This window comes from Moraxella sp. FZLJ2109 (assembly GCF_024296965.1).
Classification (GTDB): Bacteria; Pseudomonadota; Gammaproteobacteria; order Pseudomonadales; family Moraxellaceae; genus Moraxella.
Genome location: NZ_CP101112.1, coordinates 2,197,916 through 2,217,402 on the forward strand (window position 1 = coordinate 2,197,916; position 19,487 = coordinate 2,217,402).

Here is a 19,487-nt window from a genome sequence, read left to right on the forward strand (position 1 = left end):
TTTGGTTGGCTTGGTGATCATGAGCATAAAATAAAGCGCGATCATCTGCCATGCCCTAAAAGGTCAAAAACCTAGCCAAAAGTAGTAAACGCCCCGCCGCTGCTTGCCACCTAAGCACACTTAGCAGGCGTGGTGGGATTTTTTACAATAACTCATCTTTAAGCACTATGAATGACAAGGGCTGTGAATGGGTGAATTGATGGACTATCTGATGGGCTGTGTATCGCTATGAAAAAACTGTTCGATGATCAAAAAACCGCGTATCTGGAGCGACTGTGCCGCCATCCACTTTTGGCAGGTGTCAATAAGCAGGCGTTGCTATCCGTGCTTAGCATTCATCATTATCCAAAAAATAGCTTGATTTATCTGCAGTATGACAAGGTGCGCTATGTGTATTTCTTGCTCGATGGCGCGATCAACTGTTATCGTCAGCAGCCTAATGGTCAAGAAAGTCTGATAGCAAGCTTTGATACGCGTATGGATACATCGCAGCAGACGCTGATGATCAATGAAAGCCTGCCAACTGTGCAGCACAGCTTATCAATACCATCTGACCATACGCCTTATAGCCAGTACAGTTTATCAGCACAGCAAGACAGCCATCAGCTTACTGCTAAGGCAGCGCAATCAAGCTTTGTGGCATTATTGCCGATCAGCGAACTGGGTAAAATGATTGATTTAGGCGGTGTGTTCTTGTGGTATGGCGCGCAGATGCACAGGCAGCTATCGACGCAGTATCTGTTGTATGATTTATTGAGTCTAAAGACCGCGCAGGCGAAGGTGGCATATTATTTGCTGGCTTATGCAGATGCCAAAGGTGTGGTGACGGTGACGGTCAATCAGAAGAATTTGGCAGGATTGTTGGGCTTGCGTGCTGAGACATTGAGCCGTACTTTACGCATTTTGATGGTGAAGAAAATCATTGATACGCACGCACAGGGTTTTGTGATTTTGGATGAGAAAATCTTGGCTGTTATCGTTGAACAATAAGCATTCAAGCAGCAGTAAATTAGTAATTTTTTCTAAAATATAAAAAAGCATCTTATGATAAGATGCTTTTTTGTTGTGGTGCTTGTAAGCAATCACACTTCAACCGCCATTGCCAATCCCATACCGCCACCGACACATAAGGTTGCAACCCCTTTGGATTTGCCCGAGCGTTTAAGTTCGTGGATTAAGCTGACCAAAATACGGCAACCTGATGCACCGATTGGGTGTCCGATGGCGATTGCTCCGCCATTGACATTGACCTTATCGTTAGGCAAGCCTAATTCTTTGGCAACGCCTAAGGCTTGAGCGGAAAATGCTTCATTGGCTTCAAATAAATCCACATCGGCAATACTCCAACCTGCTTTTTGTAAGGCAACTTGCACCGCTGATACAGGCCCTAGTCCCATGACTTCAGGCTCAATACCAGTCGCACTATACGAAACGATTTTTGCCAAAATCGGCAAGCCCAATGCTTTGGCACGGCTTTCGCTCATCAGTAGCACGGCGGAGGCACCGTCATTTAAACCTGAGGCATTGCCTGCGGTTACTGTGCCATCTTTTTTAAAGGCTGGTTTTAGTTTGGATAAACCTTCAGCTGTCGTATTTGACTTGATGTATTCATCTTTATTCACAATAATAGGGTCGCCTTTGCGTTGTGGTACGGCAACTGGGGTAATTTCGCTGACAAATTTGCCATCTGCTTGAGCCTTAGTCGCTTTTTGTTGTGATGACAAGGCAAATGCGTCTTGTTCTTCACGGCTGATATTTAAGCGTTCAGCAATATTTTCAGCAGTAATGCCCATATGATAGCCGTGATAAACATCCGTCAAGCCGTCCGCCACCATGCTATCGGTGAGCGTACCATTGCCCATTTTTACGCCATCACGCATTCGTATAAAATGCGGACTTTGCGACATGGATTCTTGACCGCCTGCAATGACGATGTCGGCATCACCACATAAAATTGCTTGTACACCCATTTGCACGGCTTTTAAACCCGAACCACACACCACATTGACCGTTGTAGCTGGAGTGGTTACAGGCAATCCTGCAAACATTCCTGCTTGACGGGCTGGATTTTGTCCTACACCTGCAGTCAAGACATTGCCCATAATCACTTCGCTGATTTGTTCAGCTTTTAACCCTGTTTCTTGTAAAATATCGCTGATGACTGCCTGCCCCAGTTGTGGTGCGGTTAGGCTTGATAATGAGCCTAAAAATGAACCGACTGGCGTGCGTTTGGCAGAAACGATAACAACTGAATTTGACATGATAGTTCCTTTTTTAATTATTGAATAATGCTAACGCCTGTTTTGCTTTGCAATTCATCAAAACTTACACCATCTGCCAATTCCACCAGTTTCAGCCCATCTTTGGTAATGTCCAAAACCGCTAAATCGGTAATGATACGATGTACCACTTTTTTGCCTGTCAATGGTAATTCGCATTGTGGTTTGATTTTGAATGCTCCGTTTTTGGCGTTGTGTTCCATCAGCACAATCACTCGTTGCACACCTGCGACCAAGTCCATCGCTCCGCCCATGCCTTTGACCATTTTACCGGGTATCATCCAGTTGGCAAGGTCGCCAAATTCTGACACTTCCATCGCTCCTAAAATCGCCAAATTGACTTTTCCGCCACGAATCATCGCAAAGGATTGACTGCTACTAAAGAAGCTCGCCCCTGTTTGTGTGGTAACGGTTTGTTTGCCTGCGTTGATTAAATCAGGGTCAAGTTCGTCTTCGGTTGGGAATGCTCCAATGCCAAGCAAGCCATTTTCTGACTGGAGCATGACATTGACACCGTCAGGAATGTAGTTGGCGACCAAAGTCGGTAAGCCAATACCCAAATTGACATAAAAACCATCTTGTAATTCTTGGCTGGCACGCTGTGCCATTTGCTCTCTTGTCCACGCCATGATTATTCTCCTAATTTTAAATTATGCTTGACGAATGGTGCGTTGTTCAATGCGCTTTTCTGGATTGGCATTTACCACAATGCGATGCACATAAATGCCCGGCAAGTGAATGCTATCAGGGTCTAACTCGCCCACTTCTACCAATTCTTCCACTTCTACAATGGTGATTTTGCCTGCGGTAGCAACATCTGGGTTGAAGTTGCGAGCGGTTTTACGGAAAATTAAATTGCCTGCTTTGTCAGCCTTCCACGCTTTAACGAGCGATACATCAGCCACAAGCGAGCGTTCCAGCACATACTCAACGCCATCAAATTCACGCACTTCTTTACCTTCGGCAACTTGTGTACCCACGCCTGTTTTGGTGAAAAAGGCTGGAATGCCCGCACCGCCAGCACGCAATTTTTCGGCTAATGTGCCTTGTGGTGTAAGTTCCACTTCCAATTCGCCTGATAAAAATTGGCGTTCAAATTCTTTATTTTCACCGACATAAGAGGCAATCATCTTTTTGATTTGGCGAGTTTGTAAAAGTAAGCCTAAGCCAAAATCGTCCACGCCTGCGTTATTGCTAATACAAGTCAAGCCTGTAACGCCACTCTCACGCAAAGCACTGATTAAACTCTCTGGAATGCCACATAACCCAAAACCACCGACTGCGATGGTTTGGTTGTTGGCAACCACGCCTTGCAAGGCAGATACCGCATTGTCATATACTTTACTCATAATCATTCCTTAGGTTGTTGTTAAACATAGTATGGTAATTATTCATACATTTCAATAAATTTGGCGTAGGGTGCGTTGTATGCACCTTTAAAATACTCCATCTTAATGGTGCGCGGGACGCACCTACCGTATCTTGATTTAACAGTACAAAAAAAATTAAGCCAAGAAAAAGAACGCCCCACAAATCAAAACACCTGAATACGCCAAAGCAATCAAACAATAGCCCATGATGGAGCGAGCGTCAAGCCCCACAATGCCCAACAGTGGCAATGCCCAAAACGGCTGAATCATATTCGTCCACGCATCACCCCAAGCGATTGCCATTGCCGAAACCACAGGCTCTACACCAAGCTGTACACCAGCTGGTAGCATAATTGGACCTTGTACTGCCCATTGACCACCGCCCGATGGCACAAAGACATTAACCAGTCCAGCACTCAAAAATGCAAGCATGGGGAAAGTCTCTTGGTTACAGCGACAATGGCTTGTTTTGGGCTTTTGACTTTGGCGGCGATATTGTCCAAAAACCGCCCCACAATCGGTGCTTTGGCAAGTACATGACCTGTTACCAAAATCAGTGCCATCTGCATAGAAAAGCCAAGTAGCGACCACAGCCCATCGCCCCAAAATTTGGCAGCGGTGAAGATGCTTTGGCCAGTCAAGATCATCGCAGCGGCAAATACTGCGACAGTAAGAATGATACAAAATACGAACGGTGATGGCAGATAGCTTTTGACCAGTTTCACCGAGAGATTGGTAATCGCTTGAAACATTGTCACTTCCCTTTGCGGCGTTCAATTCCTTATGTGGAAAACCGCGTATCTATTGTTATTTTATACGGCATCCGATTTCAACGATTGTAATCGTTTCGAATGCCAAAATCAATGTTTATTGCAATTTCATCAAAAATTTAGAATCAATCAGTCAAACCCAAATAAACGGTCGCCAAAGTCAGCGACCGCTCTTTTTAGGACAAGACATGCACCAACCACAGCGCCATACTTGGCATAAAGGCAAGCGCGACGATGCGGATCAAATCCGAGCACAGAAACGGCAGCACACCTTTATAAGTTTCTTTCATCGGCACATCTTTGGCAAGGCTATTGATGACAAAGATATTCATGCCCACAGGCGGTGTGATCAAGCCAATCTCAACCACCATCAAGGCAAGCACGCCAAACCAAATCGCCTTATCGGTTGGGTTTAGCCCCCACAGATCCAGACCCATGATGATTGGGAAAAACACAGGAATGGTCAATAGAATCATCGACAAGCTATCCATCACGCAACCAAGCACGATATAGATGATGATCATGGCAAATAGCACGGTCAATGGTGACATACCGCTATTGATCACCCAGTCAGCAAGTGCAGCAGGCATCTGTGAGATGGCGAAAAATGCATTCAGCAGATCAGCACCGATTAGGATCAAAAAGATCATGGCTGTCGATGAAGCGGTATCTAGCAGTGCTTGCATAAAGCCTTCTTTGGTCAGCTCACGCGTCACTAAGGCAAGTAAAGCCACCGCCACCGTACCGATCGCCGCTGCTTCTGTTGGCGTAAAGATACCACCATAGATACCACCGATCACAGTCACGAACACTGCGACCACAGGCCATACACCTTTTAATAAGGTGAATCGCTCGCCCCAGCTCATCTTCGGCATGGCAGGGCCACTGTTTGGCACTAGGCGCACATAGATGGCAATGGCAAGCATATAGCCAAGCATGGCGATCAAACCGGGGACTAATGCCGCCATGAACATTGCTGAGACATTTTGTTCGGTTAAGACAGCATAAATCACCAGTACCACCGATGGCGGGATCAAAATCCCCAAAGTACCACCCGCTGCAAGTGCACCCGTTGATAATGCATCCGAATAATTGGCGCGCTTAAGCTCTGGTAAGGCAACTTGTCCCATGGTGGCGGCAGTGGCAAGTGACGAACCGCAAATCGCCCCAAAGCCTGCACACGCGCCGACCGCACTGATCGCCGCCCCACCACGATAATGCCCCAAAAAAGCATTGGCAGATTGGAAAAGTCGCTTGGATAAGCCACCACGCGATGCTAAGTTACCCATCAATAAAAACAATGGCACAACGGACAAATCATAGACCGAAAAACGCGCAAACGGCATCCCTTTTAGGTAGCTTAATAACGGCACCCATCCTGCGACCATCACATAGCCGATACCGCCTGCAATAAGCATTGCAACGCCAATATGAATACGAAAAACCAACAGCAGAATGGTAAAAGCACCCATTCCAAGTCCGATCATCATTGGATCCATCTTATTATTCCTTATCCTTATTTGACAGCGTTGCCATAATCACGAAAAAACTGCCATGCTGTATAAAATGATGTCAATGCCAGTAGGAAAAACCCTGGTGCGATGGTTAGGTGCGCCCACCATTCAGGCATACCCAGAATCATCGTCGTTGTGCCGTTTTTGTAGGCGGTGATGCCCCCAAAATAACTGCGCCACATCAGCACCAGTGAACACGCGCCCAATAAAATCGCCGCGATGATGTCTAAGTATTTGCGCACAGCCATCGGTGCTTTTAGGGTAAAAAAATCAACAATCACATGGGCTTTTTTCATCTGTCCATAAGGCAGAAAAGCCGCAATCGCCCACGCACAGCCCAGTTGCACCAGCTCCACATCACCTTTGATCGGTGCAGAAAATAGCGCGCGGCCGATGACGCTTGCGGTCGAAATCACACAAATCGCCACCAAAATGACGATGCCGCCCATCGCAGACAGCTTCGACCACGCCATCAAGAACCGACCCACCGCATCCTTTGGTGTATCATTGCGCACTTCAATCTCAAATGCTTCAGACATATCATTCCCTTTTTTGTTATTGTAAGATTGATTGGCAGTCAGTTTGGCTTGTGATTGATCATAAGCTGATTAAATTCACTTAATCGCTTACCAAACTCACTGCCATTGTAGGTGATTATTTGGCAGCGGCGGCGACCAGTTCTTTGGCGCGATTGACCATCGCTTGACCGTCATAGCCCTTGGCATTCATCTCGCTGATCCAGTCGCTTTCGACTTTTTTCGCCGCTTCTTCAAAACGCTTAACTTCAGCACTGTCAATGGTGTTAATCGTATTACCATTATCCACCGCGTGCGCGCGTGCTGGCGCAAGCTCATCATCCCATGCCTTACCGATGCTCGCTGAGAAATCCGCACCAGAGTTATCATCGATGATTTTTTTCAGATTGTCAGGCAAGCTGTCATAACGCTGCTTATTCATTGCGATGGTGAATAAGGTGCTGTATAGCACAGGATCAGGCTCGTTGATCTCTGAATGGTATTTGGTCATCTCGTGCAGTTTAAGCGTTGGCACGACTTCCCAAGGCAGCACATAGCCATCGACCACGCCTTTTGACAGTGAATCGGTCAAGCTTGGCAAAGGTAGGCTCACTGGTGTTGCACCATAAGCTTCTAGCATCTTATTGGTAAGGCGTGTCGGCGCGCGCAGTTTTAGACCTTTTAAATCTTCGATTTTGGTGATTGGGCGGATATTGTTGTGGAATTGACCGCGATCATGGACATTGAATGCCAATGGTTTTAGATTGGCGAAATCTTTTTGACCAAATTCTTCATAGATCTGCCACGCCACACGGCTGCTGCTTTCGGCATCGCGCGTCAAAAACGGCAGCTCCATCACTTCCATGCTTGGGAAGCGACCTGCATTATTACCTGGTAAGCTAAAGACGATGTCAGCCACGCCATCCATCACCTGATCGAACAGCTGCTGCGGTGTGCCGCCAAGCTGCATGGCAGGATAAAATTGGCAAACCATCTGACCTTGTGACTGTTGTTCGATTGTTTGGCACCAAGGCTCAAGCACCTTTTTTTGTGCCATGGCAGTCGCTGGCCAAAAATGCGAGACTTTAAGAACGACCTTTTCGCCTGATGCCGCTGACGGTGCGGTTGCAACATCTTCCGTGCACCCTGCCATTGCTAGTGCTGCCAATACCAGTGCGGTTGCTTTTAGTTTCATGTGATACTCCTGCGTGAAATTGATGCCAAATGGCATTCCTTGATAAACATCGTGCGAAATTTCAGGCTTAGGTTTTTGCCCTTGTTTGGTATTAAACCTGTTTTTTGGTAAAATTTACAGCGGTTTTTTCTGATTTATTTATACAAAATCGCAATAAATTCATTGCATTTTTGGGATTACAATACCCTTGTGTCATAATACTGCATAAAAATTGTCGAAATTTTATCAAAATGACGCATAATTTTTGTGATATCTGGCATGGTTGTACAAGATTTTTTAATTTCAATGATAATTCTTCAAAGGAATGATTATGCAAAATGTACTTCATAATCGTCGTCCGCTGTATATGGCGGTGGGGCTTGCGATGTCGCTGGCTGCCCACACTGCTTATGCTGCTGATGGCGCGACAACGCAGCAGCCGAATATCCTTGTCATCATGGCAGATGATATGGGTTGGTCAGACATTCAGCCATTTGGCGGTGAGATTGATACGCCATATTTGGATGAGCTTGCCAAAGAAGGTGTAAGCTTCAGTAACTTTTTCGTCTCGCCTTTTTCATCACCGAGTCGCGCGATGTTCCTAACGGGTGCAGATCCGCATGAAGTGGGGCTTGGCAATATCCGTGAGCTGAATAAACCTGAACAGAACAAAGCACCGAACTATGTCGGTCACTTGACGGATAATGCAGTGACGCTGGCGCAGCGGCTTAAGAATGCAGGTTATTACACCATTTTATCAGGCAAATGGCATCTGGGTCGCAAGATCGAAAATCAGCCTAATGCATGGGGCTTTACCGATGCCTTTGCTTTATTAAACGGTGAAGCGAACAACTACCGCTATCAAGATAAGTTCGATTCTCCTGATGGGCGCGATCTGTACAGTCATAATGGCGAAGATGTGCAGTTGCCTGATGGCGCATTTTCTACTGATTTTTATACCGATTATCTGATTGATCATTTATCAAAACAACAAGGCAAGCCGTTCTTTGCTTATTTGGCATATACCGCGCCGCACTCACCGCTACAAGCACCGCAGGCGTATATTGACAAATATCAAGGTCGCTATACCGATGGCCCACAGGCGCTGGCTGATCAGCGATTTGATAAGCTAAAATCCTTAGGTCTGGTCAATGACATAGCCAAGCCACATCCGCTCATCGGCGTGCCTGAGTGGGATAGTCTAAGTGATGATGAGCGCGCGGTAGAATCCAAGCGTATGCAGCTGTATGCGGCGATGGTCGATAATATGGATCATAATATCGGGCGCGTGATGGATTATCTAAAATCCACAGGTCAATATGACAACACAGTGATCGTGTTCTTGTCAGATAATGGTGCAGCAGGCGCATCTCGCGAAAAATCAGGCAGATGGGGCGGCTGGATCGGCCAATCTCGTGATAACAGCTTTGATAATCTTGGTAAGGCAAGCAGCTATGTTTCGACAGGATTGGGCTGGGCGCAGGCATCGATGTCGCCCTTTGCTTATTATAAGGGCTTCACGACCGATGGTGGCATCCGTTCGCCTTTGATTATCAAAGCACCGAATGCTAAAGCAGGCGCGATCGAAGGACGGTTCAATACACTAAAAGATCTTGCGCCGACTTTACTGGATCTAGCAGGTGTCAGTAAAGCCACGCCCGTGGGTAAAACACCGCTACAAGGCAAAAGCCTGATCGATCAACTTGCCAAGCCACAAGCTGCCCAAACAGGTCCGATGACCGCTGAGATCTTAGAGATGAACGGCAACCGTCAAGTGCGCAAAGGGAATTTTAAGGCGACATATTACAGCCCTATCCCATATGGTCTGCCACCTGAAGCGATGGATACCGATATCGGACGCTGGAAGCTGTATGATGTGATGGCAGATCCGGGTGAGACGACGAACATCGCCAAAGAGTATCCACAAATCCTAAATGAGCTGGTCAAAGAGTATGAAGCGTATTCTCAGCGCGTCAGCGTGGTGGAATTAAGCCCAACTAACCCAACCTTTTCTGATTGATAGATCTTTGAGTGATAACACCATTGGGGATATCTATGACAAGCAGTCAAACCCAAGCGCAAAAGCAGCAGTCTGCTGTTTTTGCGTTTCATACTATGATCAAACCCAGCGGCTCGCAGTGCAATATCGACTGCGAGTATTGCTTTTATTTACATAAAGAAAATCTACTACACCAGCCCAAGCAGCCACGCATGAGTGACGCGGTGCTACAGGCGCACATCAAGCAGTACATTGATGCGCAGACAGCTGACGAAGTGATGTTTACTTGGCAAGGTGGCGAGCCGACCTTGATGGGGCTTGAATTTTATAAAAAAGTCGTCGCTTATCAAAAGCAGTTTGCCAAGCCCAATCAACGCATCGTCAATGACATTCAGACCAATGGACTACTCATCGATGATGCATGGTGCGAATTTTTGAAGCAACATGATTTCTTGGTTGGCATCTCGATCGATGGGCAAGCAGCATATCACGATCAGATGCGCCGTGCCAAAAATGGCAAGCCGACTTTTGACTATGTCATGCGTGCCATCAGGCTTTTGCACCAGTATCAGATTCCTTTTCATGCGCTGTGCGTGGTCAATCATTATAATGCTTGTGCACCGCTTGAAGTGTATCGCTTTTTGCGCGATGAAGTTCGCCCGCGCATGATTCAGTTTCTGCCTGCGGTCGAGCCTTTGGATTTTACCAAGTCTGCCACCGCTTATATTCGCCCAAACTCGGATAAGCGTATCACCATACGCCCTGCTGCTGTGACCGACTGGTCGGTATCGGCTGATGATTGGGGCAGATTTTTGGTGGAGATTTGGCAAGAATGGCTGGAGCGTGATTTTGGTCAAGTGTTTGTTGATCAATTTGAAAATACCATCTCGCAGGCGTTTGGCTTGGGTGCGCAAAAATGCACCACCGCACCGATCTGTGGTAAGGCACTTGCCATTGAGCATAATGGCGATGTCTATAGCTGCGATCATTTTGCTTATCCTGAATATCGCTTGGGCAATATCTTGGACATCGAAGAAGGTAAGCTTGCTTTTAGTCAGCAGCAGGCAAGTTTTGGTTATGCCAAGCATCTAAACCTGCCCAGTGATTGTAAAGAGTGCCAATTTTTGAAATTATGCTGGGGTGAATGCCCAAAGAATCGCTTCATCAAAGATAATGATGGCGGCACACGGCTCAATTATCTGTGCCATGGGCTAAAGGCGTATTATGCGCAAGTGGCTAAAGATCTACCACAGATTCATGCCAAGATGCTAAATAATGCTAAAAGGTAAGTTTGATTGTGTAGGGTGCGTTCAATGCACCATCAATTCATAAGATATTGATTTTTAAATTAAATTTTTATCGGCTATCTGATGATGTGCACGATACACCTATACTTGTTAATTTATCAACCCTTAAATTCAAACCCAACAAAAAATCAGCCACTGAACATGGCTGATTTTATTTGATTGGATTAAGCGGTTATCAAATCGCTTTGACCGTGTTTTCGATCGTGCCGAAGATATTATTGCCATCTTTGTCGAACATCTCGACGCGCACCACATCGCCATTGGCCATGAATGGAGTTTGTGGCTTGCCTTCGATGGCTTCATACATACGCAGCTCAGCTAGGCAGCAGTAGCCGACACCGCCGTGCTCGACGCTTGAACCCCATAGGCTGTCTTGCTTGTTTGACACTGTGCCTGAGCCGATGATCGTACCTGCGGCAAGATTACGCGTCTTGGCAGCATGGGCGACAAGCTGACCGAAGTTAAAGGTCATGTCCGTGCCAGCATTTGGGCGACCGAATAAATTGTTATTCAGATGTACCACCAGTGGCAAGTGCAGCTTGGCATCATCTGACCAGTCTTCTAGCTCATCTGGTGTGACCGCCACAGGGCTAAATGCCGATGCAGGCTTACTTTGGAAGAAGCCAAAGCCCTTAGCAAGCTCAGCGGGGATCAGATTGCGCAGTGACACATCGTTCACCAGCATCACTAGGCGGATTTGCTTAGCGGCTTCTTCTGCGCTGCTGCCCAATGCGACTTTACCTGTCACCACAGTCACTTCCGCTTCCATGTCGATGCCCCACTCTTCTTTAGCATAGATCTCATCGCGTGGGCCGATGAAGCTGTCCGAACCACCTTGATACATTAGTGGATCTTCATAAAAAGACTCAGGCACTTGTGAATTACGCGCCTTACGCACCAGCTCCACATGGTTCAGATACGCTGAGCCGTCCGCCCATTGATAGGCGCGTGGCAGTGGTGAATGGCAAGCGGTTTGGTCAAAGGCATCGCCCTGCTTGCTGTCGTTAAGCTCTTGATATACGGCTTTTAGCTTCGGTGCAGCTTCATCCCAGTTGTCCAGTGCTGCTTGTAGTGTCGGTGCGATGTCAGCGACTTCACGGCAGATACTCAGATCACGGCTTACGACTACCAAAGTACCATCCAGACCGCCTTTTTTTAGTGTTGCTAGTTTCATAAGTTTTTTCCTTGTTGTTAATTAAAATTTATAAAAAATCAAAAAAGTCATCAAAAATCACAAGCCAAAATCACACTTCAGGTGGCTCAGTGCCATCATGCACCCAGCGCGCGTGCTGTGGGGCTTTTTTGGTCACTGCCCATTCATTGAGCATGTCCCACTTGACTTTATCGAGCGCTTTTGCCATCTTATCGGTGGTGACATCACAAGCAAGCTCGATGCGATGACCGTTTGGATCGAAGCAATAAATCGAATGGAACAGTGTGTGATTGACAGGGCCAAGTACATCCACGCCGCCTGCGATCAGCTTTTCTTTGGTGGCAAGTAGCGTATCCATGTCCTTGACTTTCAGTGCCAAATGCTGTGTCCAAAGTGGCGTATTCTCATCGCGACCCATTTCAGGCTTGGTTGGCAACTCAAAGAATGCTAGAATATTACCTGCACCTGTGTCCAAAAAAATGTGCATATACGGATCAGGCTCGCCAGTGGACGGTACTTTGTCTTCGGCGATGGCGAGCACAAAGCCCATGTCTAGATGTTTTTGGTACCACTCGACGGTTTCTTTTGCATCTTTACAGCGGTATGCGACATGGTGAACGCCTTGGGTGATTGACATAATTATACTCCTTTATAAAAAAAATCAGCTTAAGCCATGTGCTTGGGTTGTGTGTTCAACCTTAGGTGTATTTCACCAAAAATCAGGCAAAAGGTAAAACGGTATTTTCTTAATTATTTATCGCGATTTGTGATAAGTATTGACAACAAAAAGAGCAAGGATCATGAATTTAAATAATGTCACGCTAAAACAACTGCGCGCCTTCAAGGCAGTGGCAGAGACAGGCAGTTTCACCAAGGCAGCAGAAAGCCTGCATTTGACCCAGTCGGCATTGAGTGGCTTGATCAAGGATTTTGAGACGACGCTGTCACTGCGGCTGTTCGATCGTACCACGCGCAAGCTGTCCTTGTCGGTCGCAGGTCAGCACATTTATCCGATGGCGACCAAGATTTTATATGATGTCGAGACCATGGCGACAGAAGTCGGACGCCTAAAAGCATTAGAAAGTGGCGTGGTGAATATCGCTGTCAGTCAGCAGCTTGCCGCGGCGATTTTGCCCAAGGTGATGGCAGAATTTGTCACCGCTTATCCGAATATCAAAGTCTCGGTCAAAGACTGTTCAGTCGATGCGGTGATCAGTGCGGTGGCATCTGGTGAAGTGGATTTTGGCATCGCACCTGCGCGTAATATCAGTGACAGCCTATCATCTGAGATGCTGTTCGATTTGCCGTTTTATGCGGTGATGCCACAAGCGCACCCTTTGACCAAGCGCGACTCGGTCGAATGGAAAGACCTAAAACACGAAAAGTTGATCACCATGGCAGGCGTGTTCAGTGATCTACTCAGCGATGAGCTGCCCGAAGAAGAAGCGCAAATGGTGAAAAACTCCGCATATCAAGTGAACTTTTTGACCACGGCATTTAGCATGGTAAACCAAAACTTGGGCGTAACCTTATGCCTGCCCTATTCACGCGCCCGTGTCGCCCAAAACGGACTAGAAATGCGCGTCCTAACTGCACCACGCATCACGCGCGCATCGTATCTGTATCGCTTGCGCGGACGGGCGTTCAGTGATGCGGCACATAAGTTTTATGTGGTTTTGTGCCAGCATTTACAGAGTAATGATTATACTTAATTAATCAAAATACAAATATCCCACAAAAATGCCCAAACCGATGATGGCTTGGGCATTTTGTTTGGTGTGATGGCTTAGAATGCGATACGCAAGCCGACATTCGCCGATTGGCTGTCATAGCCTGACTGCCACTGACCTTGATAAGTCGCTGAGACTTGAGCCCGTGGTGTCAGCTGATAGGTTGCGCCCACCCCTGCGATACCGATCGTGCGACCGATTTCGCGGCTGCGTGTGCTGAAGCGCCCATCATGATCAACAAAGCCTGCGCTAATGAAGCTTGCCGCATCGCCGCTTTCATAGCCCGCGGCAAGCTTACCAGTTAGAACAAGCTTTGGTGTGATCGCTTGATTGAACTTAGCACCGATGGTACTGCGCACACTCTCAAAGCTTTGTTTATCCACAGTCAGATCATACACCCCTGCGCCTGTTTCGCGATAGCCATCAGCGCGCACGCGTGCATAGTCGAATGCCACAAATGGCGTGATGTTACGATCGCTGGTACCGATGCGGTATTCCGCGCCGATGCCTGCATTGACGGTATTGGCTTGATAATCTGATTTCGCTACAGAATTGGTCAGCGTGTTCAGATGGCGTTCACCATCGATATCACTGCGACCGATGGCAGCTTGACCATACAGGCGGGTTGCGTCATTTGCATAGTGATCAGCATAGATGATCGCTTGCTTAGACTTGGCGGTCAGCTGATGATTCGCGCGTCCGCGGCTGTCTGCATCGCTGTGTACATAAGACACCGCGACACCGACACGCGTCTGATCGAGCATGGTATCGATACCTGTCACCACGCCGTATTCATCGTTGTTATAGCCCAGCGCGCCTGTGTCATCAGCATCAAGCGTGCTGCTCTTGCCGATCACTTTCGCCCAGAAGGCACGATCACGGTTAATATCTGTATCAAAAATCACTCCCAATGCCTGTGTATTAGCATCATGAACAATACGATTGCCTGCACCCATCATCAGTGGCTCAAGCTCGCTGACTGCTTGTGATAATTTGGCAGAATCAAAATTCACCGTATCACTAAGCAGTGCATCAGACAGTGCTGAACCATCTGCCACGACACCATCTAGGAAGCTTGCCAATGACAGCGTATCGGTATTGTTGTTTTCATTGACCGCAGTCACGAAGTTCACATCACGCACTGATGGCACTGGCTCAGGCTCTGGCTGTGGTGTTGGTTCAACTGGCTTCGGCTCTGGCTGTTTCGGTTCTTCTGCAGGTGGCTGTGGCTCGGTTTTTGGTGGCTCTGGCTGAACATCAGGCTTAGCAGGCGTTTCTTCCACTGGTGGCGCAACTGGTGGTGTCGGCTCAGGCTGCACAGGCTCAACAGGATCGGTCGGTACAACAGGCTGCGGCTCAACAGGTTTTGGTTCAGGTTTTGGTTCAACCACTGGCGGTACTTCAGGCGTTTGTGGTTCTTCAGGCTTAACCAAAGTGAGATGAACTTTATTTGGATCGGAATAATCCGCATAAAAAGTCACCAAAGGACTGTTATCAGTCACTTGCTTGAATTGCCCTACTAGTTTTTCTGCAGTGATGACATCTTTCCATACCGCAGATTTGTCGGTGTTGTTTATCAACTCTTGTGTAAGAACAACAAACTCGCCATTACTGATGTCAGCAGTGCCGTTAAAGACAAATTTGCCATACGGGTCAGCATTGGGATCAATAACATCATCAGCATCGACCCATTCATTCTGTTTTTGATCAAAATAATCAAAATCAAATAGGGTAACGCCCAAGCGATCACCTGCTTTCATTGTATAGTCGCCATTAACTTTGAGCACACCTTCAGAGACGATTGTATCGCCCTGCCAGCCCATAGATGCGCTATCGATCTCTAAAGTACCCATACCAGTTTTTGTAAATCCAACATTTGGGCGGGATGTCTCATATAAATCACCTTTGGCAGTGCCAACATTTCCCACCAAGCGTGCGTTTGGATTGATTCTGACATAATGTGGTTCTATAGCCGCATTGCCATTGATATCAGTGTAATCTGCATCAACTTGGAATAGTACACCGCCTGCACCAAGCTCAATTGGGGTTGTACTATCAAATCCTGCAAAGAAATTATTCTCACTGCGAGCGCTATCAATCAATGATGCGTTATCGATTTTTACAGTAGCTTTGCCCTTTGGATTTCTAACGATATTGCCCACATGAAAAATAGAATTATTGTCAATGATTAGCGTACCTTGACCTTCATTACCAACGGTAACCGTATCATTAAAATCCACCGCTGCATTATCAACCGTAAGCACGCCTTGTGAGCCTGCTTTATTTGCGATAATGACATTTTGGACATCGGTCAAGATTGACCATCCGTTGTTTTCTGAGTTTTTTGCAGTAAAAGTGCCAGTACCTTCATCGCCGACAATTAGATTGTCAGCAAAGATTTTGATATAGCGATCTTCAACATTTTCTTGGTCAAGCGTAACACTGCCTACACCTGCTTTGGTTTTTCCCAAAATCATGTTCCCTGCAGAAACGCTACCGCTTTTTAAATCAATGATGCCATGACCTTCATTACCTACGATCAAGTCTTGGGTGGTGCGCACACCAGTGATAAAAGATCCAATATCGACAGCAGATGTGATGGTGCCTTGAGATCCTTGTTTATTACCTAAAATGATGCCTTGATCGGAGATCAAATATCCTTTTTGGGCATTGATAGTCGCAGAGCCGCTATCACCGATAATCGTTTGTCCTGCGACCTGAATATGGTTATCCGATCCCCATGAAGTGGTCGATTCATTTTCTTTGCCCAAAGTGATGGTGTTGCCTTTACTGACAGCATTAACACCTGCGATCAAGTCTTTACCGACAATAATCTCACCACGCTGCGAGAAAGCAACATGGCCGACTCCATTAACACCGACTAATAGATTTTCAGCGATCGTCGCTTTTGGGGATGTTGCATGGGCACTAAAGGCTGCCACATCAGTGACGGACAAAGTACCTCGAGAGCCTGATGACTGACCTAGAGTGATCGATGCGGCTTTTATTTCAGGTGAGACGATGGTAAGCGTGCCATCAGTAGATTTGGCGTTTTGATTAGTAACGGTTAGACTGGCAGTCGTCGTGTCGCCAATGATGGTATTTTGATAATTAACAACTGTGCGATGGCCATCAACCGTATCGGTACCTGCGATGATGTGTGGATTATCAGTGATTGTGGTACTAGAAGTATAATCCACCGCCATCGCTGATGAGCTTGCCATCACAGCACCGACCAAAGCCATAGTCTTAAACGACTTACTTTTGCCTTTACTGCGTGCCAATTCACTCACACACTGCCATACGCCTGTGGCATGGTTAAAAATCACTCGATAAGCACGATTCATAATATGATCCTTTGATGATAAAACCTTGCTGAATTGCAACAAAACCTATCTGTATCTTATCAAATAACCGAATCACTTAGCAAGTAAAAAACAGCTATTGTCAATTCTAACAATAGCTGTTTGTACCATTTCGCCTGTTTATGAACGATAATCGGCGTTAATCTTCACATAGTCATAAGATAAATCGCAGGTATAAACGGTATCTGTGGCATCACCACGCCCAAGCTCAATGTGTACAGTGATCTCAGGACGCTTCATCACCTCACTGCCACGCGCTTCGGTGTAGCCATCTGCCAATCCACCACGCTCACAGATGGATACTTCATCGAGTGCGACATTGACACGGCTTTGATCAAGTTCAATACCTGCATAGCCGACCGCTGCTAGGATGCGACCCCAGTTCGGATCAGAGGCAAAAAACGCCGTCTTGACCAATGGTGAATGTGCAACTGCATAAGCGACATCAGCACACTCATTGGTGTCTTTACCGCCAGTGACTTTGACCGTGATGAACTTGGTTGCCCCTTCGCCATCACGCACAATCAGCGTCGCCAAGCGGATAAACACACGCTCAAGTGCAGCATAAAACTCGCCAAACTGCGGATGGTTCTCGCCAATCTCACCGGCTGTGCCTGTGGCAATCAGCGTACAGCAGTCATTGGTCGATGTATCGCCATCGATGGTGATGCGATTGAATGAGGCATTAGTCAGCTTGATGAGCATGGACTGAAGCACAGCTTGATCAATCTTGGCATCAGTCGCCACAAAGCCAAGCATCGTCGCCATGTTTGGGCGAATCATCCCTGCACCCTTTGAGATGCCTGTGATGTGATAATCCACGCCATCAATGCTCACCTTCTCACTAGCAATCTTCGGGATAGTATCAGTCGTACAGATACCATGTGCTGCATCCAGCCAGTTATTTTCGGACAAATCTGCCAAAGCATTATCCAGCCCTAATATGATTTTATCACTAGGTAGGGTCTCACCGATGACACCAGTTGAGTAGGGTAAGATTTGCTCGATACTCACACCAGCTTTATTTGCCAAGGCATTACAAGTGGCAAGCGCACGCTCGATACCATCAGCACCTGTTGCGGCATTGGCATTGCCAGTATTGATGAGTAGATGTGTAGGTACTGTATTTGCAATGTGCTTACGAAGTACTTGCACAGGTGCGGCACAGAACTGATTTTGGGTGGTGACCGTTGCCACGCTCGCCCCTTTTGCAATCTCAAACACCACCAAATCACGGCGGTCGGCATATCGCACGTGCGCCTTGGTCGTGCCGATTTTGACACCAAAAATTGGATAAATCGTCTGCGGAATACTAATATCACCGACTGCCATAACATCACTCCATGTTGCTAAATTACAAAACCGACTGCGATATTCACTATTTATCGCTGATAGTCATCTAAAAATTGTCGTCAAAAAATGGCTGATTTATAATCAATTGAGATAATCCTAACCATCGCTCAATTGACAAACCACCATGACAAAACCCATTACAAATCAAACTTCGCCCAAATCGGTGCATGATCCGATGGCTTGTCCATGCCACGAATATCATAGCTGATGCCAGCATCGATACAGTCGGCTTTTAGTCCATCGGTGCACAATATATGGTCGATACGAAGTCCACGCTTAGGCGTATCCTCAAAGCCACGAGAGCGGTAATCAAACCAGCTAAATTCATCAGCAGCATCTGGACGGAACAAACGATAAGTATCGCTTAGACCTGTCGCCATCAAGGCTTGATACCAGTCTCGCTCTTCGGGCAAAAATGAACAAGTCCCCTTGGCAAGCCAGCGTTTGGCATTGACTTCACCGATACCGACATCGATATCCAGTGGCGAGATATTCATATCACCCATGATGACAAGCTCACGCCCTGCCGTGGTCAGCTCATTGATATAGCGGTTCAAATCTGCATAAAATGCACGCTTCATGGGAAATTTGGTCTCATGGCTACGGTTTTCGCCTTGGGGGAAATAGCCATTAATCACATCCACCACACGACCATCGAAATCGTAGCGTGCATGAATCAAGCGACGCTGTGCCTCAGCATCACCAAACGGAAAGCCTTTTTGCACAAAAATCGGTGCCGTCTTTGATACCAGTGCCACACCATAATGCGACTTTTGCCCAAAAAATTCCACATGATAGCCAAGCTCACTTGCCATCTCGAGTGGAAACGCTTCATCATGCACTTTGGTTTCTTGTAATCCGATGATATCTGCGTTCAAGCTTTCTTTGACGGCTTGTAGCTGATGTGGTCTGGCTCGAAGCCCATTGATATTAAAACTGACAAATGTGGTCATCATAA

At 46.8% G+C, this 19,487-nt stretch carries 17 protein-coding genes; 4 read left to right on the forward strand and 13 right to left on the reverse strand.

Features of this window, described 5'->3' with window-relative positions:
- Positions 1-228 precede the first annotated feature (228 nt).
- Complete coding sequence (locus NKU06_RS10485) at positions 229-990, forward strand: Crp/Fnr family transcriptional regulator (RefSeq protein WP_254730858.1); 762 nt, start codon at positions 229-231, stop codon at positions 988-990.
- 92 nt (positions 991-1,082) lie between these two features.
- Here NKU06_RS10485 and NKU06_RS10490 read toward each other — a convergent pair whose 3' ends face one another.
- The 8 genes from NKU06_RS10490 to NKU06_RS10525 form a co-directional block, all read right to left on the reverse strand.
- Positions 1,083-2,261 (reverse strand): acetyl-CoA C-acetyltransferase, encoded by a 1,179-nt coding sequence (locus NKU06_RS10490; protein ID WP_254730860.1) that lies wholly within the window; start codon positions 2,259-2,261, stop codon positions 1,083-1,085.
- 17 nt (positions 2,262-2,278) lie between these two features.
- Positions 2,279-2,908, reverse strand: a complete 630-nt coding sequence (locus NKU06_RS10495) for a 3-oxoacid CoA-transferase subunit B (protein ID WP_254730862.1) — start codon at positions 2,906-2,908, stop codon at positions 2,279-2,281.
- A gap of 21 nt (positions 2,909-2,929) precedes the next feature.
- Positions 2,930-3,628 carry a CoA transferase subunit A gene (locus NKU06_RS10500; protein WP_253223614.1) on the reverse strand — a complete coding sequence of 233 codons (699 nt, stop codon included), beginning with the start codon at positions 3,626-3,628 and terminating at the stop codon, positions 2,930-2,932.
- 156 nt (positions 3,629-3,784) lie between these two features.
- Positions 3,785-4,081: a TIGR00366 family protein gene (locus tag NKU06_RS10505; protein ID WP_254730864.1), complete on the reverse strand. Its 297-nt coding sequence runs from the start codon at positions 4,079-4,081 to the stop codon at positions 3,785-3,787.
- On the reverse strand, positions 4,066-4,401 hold the full coding sequence (locus NKU06_RS10510) for a TIGR00366 family protein (protein WP_254730866.1): 336 nt from the start codon (positions 4,399-4,401) through the stop codon (positions 4,066-4,068). Before NKU06_RS10510 ends, NKU06_RS10505 begins: the two co-directional genes overlap by 16 nt.
- A 194-nt stretch (positions 4,402-4,595) precedes the next feature.
- Entirely contained in the window at positions 4,596-5,918 is a 1,323-nt protein-coding gene (locus NKU06_RS10515; RefSeq protein ID WP_253223616.1) for a TRAP transporter large permease, read from the reverse strand.
- Between the two features lie 17 nt (positions 5,919-5,935).
- Complete coding sequence (locus NKU06_RS10520; RefSeq protein ID WP_254730868.1) at positions 5,936-6,472, reverse strand: TRAP transporter small permease; 537 nt, start codon at positions 6,470-6,472, stop codon at positions 5,936-5,938.
- 115 nt (positions 6,473-6,587) lie between these two features.
- Positions 6,588-7,643, reverse strand: a complete 1,056-nt coding sequence (locus NKU06_RS10525; RefSeq protein ID WP_254730870.1) for a TRAP transporter substrate-binding protein — start codon at positions 7,641-7,643, stop codon at positions 6,588-6,590.
- Positions 7,644-7,953: 310 nt separating this feature from the next.
- Here NKU06_RS10525 and NKU06_RS10530 point away from each other — a divergent pair, with 310 nt between their 5' ends.
- Together NKU06_RS10530 and NKU06_RS10535 are read left to right on the forward strand one after the other, a co-directional pair.
- Positions 7,954-9,642, forward strand: coding sequence for an arylsulfatase (locus NKU06_RS10530; protein WP_254730872.1), 1,689 nt, complete (start codon positions 7,954-7,956; stop codon positions 9,640-9,642).
- Positions 9,643-9,677: 35 nt separating this feature from the next.
- On the forward strand, positions 9,678-10,910 hold the full coding sequence (locus NKU06_RS10535) for an anaerobic sulfatase maturase (protein ID WP_254730874.1): 1,233 nt from the start codon (positions 9,678-9,680) through the stop codon (positions 10,908-10,910).
- Positions 10,911-11,103: 193 nt separating this feature from the next.
- Here the strand turns inward: NKU06_RS10535 and NKU06_RS10540 are convergent, their stop codons facing one another.
- Positions 11,104-12,102: a fumarylacetoacetate hydrolase family protein gene (locus NKU06_RS10540; protein ID WP_254730876.1), complete on the reverse strand. Its 999-nt coding sequence runs from the start codon at positions 12,100-12,102 to the stop codon at positions 11,104-11,106.
- Positions 12,103-12,172: 70 nt separating this feature from the next.
- Complete coding sequence (locus tag NKU06_RS10545) at positions 12,173-12,718, reverse strand: VOC family protein (RefSeq protein WP_253223622.1); 546 nt, start codon at positions 12,716-12,718, stop codon at positions 12,173-12,175.
- A gap of 163 nt (positions 12,719-12,881) precedes the next feature.
- On the opposite strand from NKU06_RS10545, the gene NKU06_RS10550 reads away from it, so the two are divergent.
- A complete protein-coding gene (locus NKU06_RS10550) occupies positions 12,882-13,793 on the forward strand; it encodes a LysR family transcriptional regulator (RefSeq protein WP_254730878.1) in 912 nt (303 codons plus the stop codon).
- A 74-nt stretch (positions 13,794-13,867) separates the two neighbouring features.
- Here NKU06_RS10550 and NKU06_RS10555 read toward each other — a convergent pair whose 3' ends face one another.
- The 3 genes from NKU06_RS10555 to xthA all read right to left on the reverse strand — a co-directional run bounded on the left by NKU06_RS10555 (position 13,868) and on the right by xthA (position 19,482).
- On the reverse strand, positions 13,868-17,158 hold the full coding sequence (locus NKU06_RS10555; RefSeq protein ID WP_254730880.1) for an autotransporter domain-containing protein: 3,291 nt from the start codon (positions 17,156-17,158) through the stop codon (positions 13,868-13,870).
- Positions 17,159-17,296: 138 nt separating this feature from the next.
- The gene (argJ, locus tag NKU06_RS10560; RefSeq protein WP_254730882.1) at positions 17,297-18,508 is read right to left on the reverse strand and encodes a bifunctional glutamate N-acetyltransferase/amino-acid acetyltransferase ArgJ; all 1,212 of its coding nucleotides are present in this window, start codon (positions 18,506-18,508) and stop codon (positions 17,297-17,299) included.
- A gap of 158 nt (positions 18,509-18,666) precedes the next feature.
- Positions 18,667-19,482: an exodeoxyribonuclease III gene (xthA, locus tag NKU06_RS10565; RefSeq protein ID WP_254732065.1), complete on the reverse strand. Its 816-nt coding sequence runs from the start codon at positions 19,480-19,482 to the stop codon at positions 18,667-18,669.
- Between the last annotated feature and the right edge of the window lie 5 nt (positions 19,483-19,487).

Coding starts and splice junctions, on each gene's coding strand:
- NKU06_RS10505 (WP_254730864.1), bottom strand. CDS start 4,081: ATGCTTGCATTTTTGAGTGCTGGACTGGTTAATGTCTTTGTGCCATCG.
- NKU06_RS10525 (WP_254730870.1), bottom strand. CDS start 7,643: ATGAAACTAAAAGCAACCGCACTGGTATTGGCAGCACTAGCAATGGCA.
- NKU06_RS10530 (WP_254730872.1), top strand. CDS start 7,954: ATGCAAAATGTACTTCATAATCGTCGTCCGCTGTATATGGCGGTGGGG.
- NKU06_RS10495 (WP_254730862.1), bottom strand. CDS start 2,908: ATGGCGTGGACAAGAGAGCAAATGGCACAGCGTGCCAGCCAAGAATTA.
- NKU06_RS10500 (WP_253223614.1), bottom strand. CDS start 3,628: ATGAGTAAAGTATATGACAATGCGGTATCTGCCTTGCAAGGCGTGGTT.
- NKU06_RS10550 (WP_254730878.1), top strand. CDS start 12,882: ATGAATTTAAATAATGTCACGCTAAAACAACTGCGCGCCTTCAAGGCA.
- NKU06_RS10555 (WP_254730880.1), bottom strand. CDS start 17,158: ATGAATCGTGCTTATCGAGTGATTTTTAACCATGCCACAGGCGTATGG.
- argJ (WP_254730882.1), bottom strand. CDS start 18,508: ATGGCAGTCGGTGATATTAGTATTCCGCAGACGATTTATCCAATTTTT.
- NKU06_RS10515 (WP_253223616.1), bottom strand. CDS start 5,918: ATGGATCCAATGATGATCGGACTTGGAATGGGTGCTTTTACCATTCTG.
- NKU06_RS10510 (WP_254730866.1), bottom strand. CDS start 4,401: ATGTTTCAAGCGATTACCAATCTCTCGGTGAAACTGGTCAAAAGCTAT.
- NKU06_RS10545 (WP_253223622.1), bottom strand. CDS start 12,718: ATGTCAATCACCCAAGGCGTTCACCATGTCGCATACCGCTGTAAAGAT.
- NKU06_RS10490 (WP_254730860.1), bottom strand. CDS start 2,261: ATGTCAAATTCAGTTGTTATCGTTTCTGCCAAACGCACGCCAGTCGGT.
- NKU06_RS10540 (WP_254730876.1), bottom strand. CDS start 12,102: ATGAAACTAGCAACACTAAAAAAAGGCGGTCTGGATGGTACTTTGGTA.
- xthA (WP_254732065.1), bottom strand. CDS start 19,482: ATGACCACATTTGTCAGTTTTAATATCAATGGGCTTCGAGCCAGACCA.
- NKU06_RS10535 (WP_254730874.1), top strand. CDS start 9,678: ATGACAAGCAGTCAAACCCAAGCGCAAAAGCAGCAGTCTGCTGTTTTT.
- NKU06_RS10485 (WP_254730858.1), top strand. CDS start 229: ATGAAAAAACTGTTCGATGATCAAAAAACCGCGTATCTGGAGCGACTG.
- NKU06_RS10520 (WP_254730868.1), bottom strand. CDS start 6,472: ATGTCTGAAGCATTTGAGATTGAAGTGCGCAATGATACACCAAAGGAT.